At 73.8% G+C, this 4,097-nt stretch carries 4 protein-coding genes; 2 read left to right on the top strand and 2 right to left on the bottom strand.

The genetic code is table 11. The features are described 5' to 3' along the window. Positions 1-295 precede the first annotated feature (295 nt). Complete coding sequence (locus ABT245_RS19135) at positions 296-1,606, bottom strand: FtsX-like permease family protein (RefSeq protein WP_351735014.1); 1,311 nt, start codon at positions 1,604-1,606, stop codon at positions 296-298. 3 nt (positions 1,607-1,609) lie between these two features. After that, complete coding sequence (locus tag ABT245_RS19130) at positions 1,610-2,395, bottom strand: ABC transporter ATP-binding protein (protein WP_351735012.1); 786 nt, start codon at positions 2,393-2,395, stop codon at positions 1,610-1,612. A 167-nt stretch (positions 2,396-2,562) separates the two neighbouring features. On the opposite strand from ABT245_RS19130, the gene ABT245_RS19125 reads away from it, so the two are divergent. Both ABT245_RS19125 and ABT245_RS19120 read left to right on the top strand, forming a co-directional pair. Beyond that, positions 2,563-3,243, top strand: a complete 681-nt coding sequence (locus ABT245_RS19125) for an ABC transporter permease (protein WP_351735010.1) — start codon at positions 2,563-2,565, stop codon at positions 3,241-3,243. After that, entirely contained in the window at positions 3,240-3,911 is a 672-nt protein-coding gene (locus ABT245_RS19120; RefSeq protein ID WP_351735008.1) for an ABC transporter permease, read from the top strand. The genes ABT245_RS19125 and ABT245_RS19120 overlap by 4 nt, the downstream gene beginning before the upstream one ends. The last annotated feature ends 186 nt before the right edge of the window (positions 3,912-4,097 follow it).

The following is a 4,097-nucleotide window of genomic DNA, read 5'->3' as shown; positions in this document are numbered from 1 at the left end:
GCAATTCGCGTGCCCTGGTCGCCGGTAACCGGTGTGCGGCGGCAATTCGCGTGCCCTGGTCGCCGGTAACCGGTGTGCGGCGGCAATTCGCGTGCCCTGGTCGCCGGTAACCGGTGTGCGGCGGCAATTCGCGTGCCCTGGTCGCCGGTAACCGGCGTGCGGCGGCAACTCGCGTGCCCCGGTCACCGGTAACGGCGTGCACCGGTAACGGCGTGCAGCGGCAACCGGCGTGCCCCCGGCACTGGCAACCCGCGTGCCCGGCACCCCAACCGCGTGCCCCGGCACCGGTAGCCGCTCACACCGTCGCGGTCACCGCTCCGATCGCCGGGGTTCGTAGCACCCGGTGCGTCGTCGCGAGGCTCGTGGTCAGCGTGACCGCCGTGGCCACCGCGCAGACCGCGAGCCAGACGCCGAGCGTCTGGCCCGGCAGCGCGCCGTCGGTGCGGACCATCGTGAACGGGACGATCCCGGCGAGCGCGGCCACCGTGCCGAGCAGCACCCCCACCACCGTGAGCATCGCGGACTCGACGCCCACCGTGCCCAGCACCTGGCCCGGGGTGGCGCCCGCCAGCCGCTGCCGGCCGAACTCCGAGCCGCGGTATGTGGTCGCCGCGTACAGCGAGTTGACCAGCATGACGCAGACGAACACCGCGATGACGCCGACGACCGTCAGATTCAGCGTCTCCAGGTTCTTCGCGTCGACCGACTTGCGCAGCCCCGAGGCCGCGACGGCGTCGGACTCCACCGACTGCATGGTCACCGTCGCCGTGCTGATCGCGGTGAACAGGACCAGCGACATCAGGATCCCGGACAGCTCGTCCACCCGGCGGCGCAGATTGCGCACCGCCAGCCAGCCGCTCGCCCCGCCCAGCGGCAGCGCGGCGAGCAGCCCGCCGAACAGCCGCGGCGCGAGCAGCGCGAGGCCCACCGACAGCAGGATCGCCCCGTACGCGGGCGCCGCCATCAGTGCCGCGTCCGTCGCCGAGAACGCGTACGTGCTCGCCGCGGCCAGCGCCCCGGCGGCCAGCGCGCCGTACGCGAGCAGCGTCCGCCCCCGGCCGTGCCGCACGCCCCGACGCGTCGCCCGGCGCACGGCGAGGAACGCCGCGCCCGCCGACGCGAGCAGCGTGACACCGGCTCCGGACAGCAACGCGACCGGGCCGAAGGCGGCTTCCACAGAGCCGGCCACCTGGCCGCTGTCCCGGAGCGCGCCGAGCAGCGCCCGCCCGCCGAGCACCGCGGGACCGACCGCCAGGACCGTGCCCACCAGGGCCACGGCGACGGCCTCGCCGACGACCATCCGCCTGATCTGCGCGGGTGTTGCCCCGGAGCAGCGCAGTAACTCCACCTCGGCCGACCGCTGCCGCACGTTCACGGTCAGCGTGGAGGCGATGGCGAAGAAGACCAGCAGGGTGCCGTAGCCGCCGACGACGCCCGCCGTGGTGGCCAGCGTCTGGGCGCTCACGTCGTCGACGCCCGGCTGCCCGGCCGTGTCGTGCAGCGAGTTGAAGGCCATGACGAGCACCGCGCCCAGGAAGGCGGACAGCAGCGTCGCCAGGAACCGTCCGGGGCGCTTGCGGATCGACCGCAGAGCCAGTACGAGCATCGCTCACACCCCCGCCGGCACGTCGTCGCCCAGGTGCGCGAGCCTCTCGGCGACCGCGTCGGCCGTCGGCGCGGGCAACTGCCCGGCGAGCCGGCCGTCGGCCAGGAACAGCACGGAGTCGGCGTAGGAGGCGGCGACCGGGTCGTGCGTCACCATCACCACGGTCCGGCCGTGCACCCGTACCGCCTCCCGCAACAGTCGCAGCACCTCCCGCGCGCTGCGCGTGTCCAGCGCGCCGGTCGGCTCGTCCGCGAAGATCACCCGCGGTTCGGTGACCAGCGCCCGGGCGATCGCCACCCGCTGCCGCTGACCGCCGGACAGCTGGCCGGGCAGATGCCCGAGCCGGTCGCCGAGCCCGACGGCCGACAGGACCTCCCGGGCCCGCTTCCGGTCGACGCGCCGGCCCGCGAGCTTCAGCGGCAGCACCGTGTTCTGCGCGACGGTCAGGGTGTCCAGCAGGTTGTACTGCTGGAAGACGAACCCGACCCGGCCGCGCCGGAACCGGGTCAGCTCCGCCTCGCCGGAACCCGTCAGCTCCGTGCCGTCGACCAGCACGATCCCGCTGTCGGGCCGGTCAAGACCGGCCGCGCACTGCAACAGCGTGGACTTGCCCGAGCCCGAGGGCCCCATCACCGCCGTGAACGTGCCCCGCGCCAGGCCCAGCGTGACCCCGTCAAGGGCGGTCACGGCGCTGTCCCCGCTGCCGTACGTCTTGGTGACCTTGACCAGCCGCAGCGCCTCGGCGGCGGGTCCCGCATCGTGCGTGCATCGCAAAGGTGTGCGCAACATCGTCATCCCTCTCCGTCAGGCACTCCATGTGCCCGCCGACGACGACGCTACGGAGCGGACGGCCGCGGCACACGGGGCGCAGAACCCGTATCGGCGGGTGTAGCCAGCGACACCCGTACGGGGCACCACAACGTGCCGACCCCGTGGCCCGCCGGTGCAATGGACCCGTGACCGCGCCCCCGCACGACTGCCTCGCGCGCAACGCATGGATCTGCGGTGCGTATCTGAGCACCCGGCGCCACATCCTGCTCGACGCGGTGGTGCAGCATGTGTGGCTGACCTCCGTCTCGGTGCTGATCGGCGTCGCGCTCGCCGTCCCGCTGGCCGTGCTCGCCCGCCGCTGGGCGTGGGCCGCCGGGCCCGTCCTCGGGGTCACGACGATCCTCTACACGATTCCGTCCCTGGCCATGTTCTCCCTGCTCCTGCCCCTGTACGGGCTCTCCGCCGGCCTCGTCGTCGCCGGGCTCGTGCTCTACTCGCTGACCCTGCTCGTCCGCAACATCCTGGCCGGGCTGCGGGCCGTCCCCGAGGAGACCCGGCAGGCCGCGCGCGGCATGGGCTACGGCCCGATCCGTCTGCTGCTCACCGTCGAGCTGCCGCTCGCCCTGCCCGCCGCCATGGCCGGACTGCGCATCGCCACGGTCTCCGCGGTCTCCCTGGTGACCATCGGCGCGATCGTCGGTTTCGGCGGGCTCGGCAATCTCATCTACGCGGGGATGAACACCTACTTCAAGGCGCAGGTGCTGACGGCGTCGGCGCTGTGCGTGCTGATCGCGGTCGCCGCCGATCTGCTGCTGCTCGGCGTGCAGTGGCTGATCACTCCCTGGGCGCGGGCGGCCCGCGCATGACGACCCTCAGCGCCAGTTGGCACTGGCTCGCCGACCCGGCGCACTGGACGGGCGAGGACGGCATCCGGCACCGGCTGCTGCAACACCTCGTGCTGACCGTCGTCTGCCTGGCCGTCAGCTGCGCCGTCGCGCTGCCCGTCGCCCTGGTCCTCGGCCATCTCGGCAAGGGCGGCGTCCTCGCGGTGAACATCTCCAACGTCGGCCGGGCCGTGCCCACATTCGCCGTGCTGGTCCTGCTGCTGCTCACCCCGGTCGGCCGCTGGGGGGAGGGGCCCACCGTGCTGGCCCTGGTGCTGTTCGCGGTGCCGCCGCTGCTCACCAACGCGTACGTCGGCGTGCGCGAGGTCGACCGCGGGGTCGTGCGGGCGGCGCGGGGGATGGGCATGACCGGGCGTCAGCTGCTGTTCCGGGTGGAGCTGCCGCTCGCTCTGCCGATGGTCCTCGGCGGGGTGCGGATCGCCGCCGTCCAGCTCGTCGCCACCGCGACCATCGCCGCGCTGGCGGGCGGGGGCGGCCTCGGCCGCATCATCACAGCGGGCTTCAACCTCGCCAGCACACCGCAGGTGGTGGCCGGAGCGGTACTGGTCGCGGTCTTCGCCCTGGTCGTCGAGGCCGTCTTCGAGACCGCCGAACGCCTGTCCCCACGCTGGGTGAGGCCACCCCGATGACCCACCGTCACGGGGACGCCCCCTGGGTTCGGCGGGGTGGCGGGGTGCGGCGGGATGGAAGCCGCCGCAACTGCCGAGGACCGGCCGGCCCTCGCCGGCCCGGCGGCGCGCGGTGGGTTGGTGGGATGTGGCGGGTTGGTGTCGTGCGGAGGGGGAGCGGGGTGTGAGCGGCGGGTTGGCTGTGGT

This window comes from Streptomyces sp. NPDC001508, from assembly GCF_040298665.1.
Classification (GTDB): Bacteria; Actinomycetota; Actinomycetes; order Streptomycetales; family Streptomycetaceae; genus Streptomyces.
This window is presented reverse-complemented; position numbering and strand designations above follow the sequence as displayed.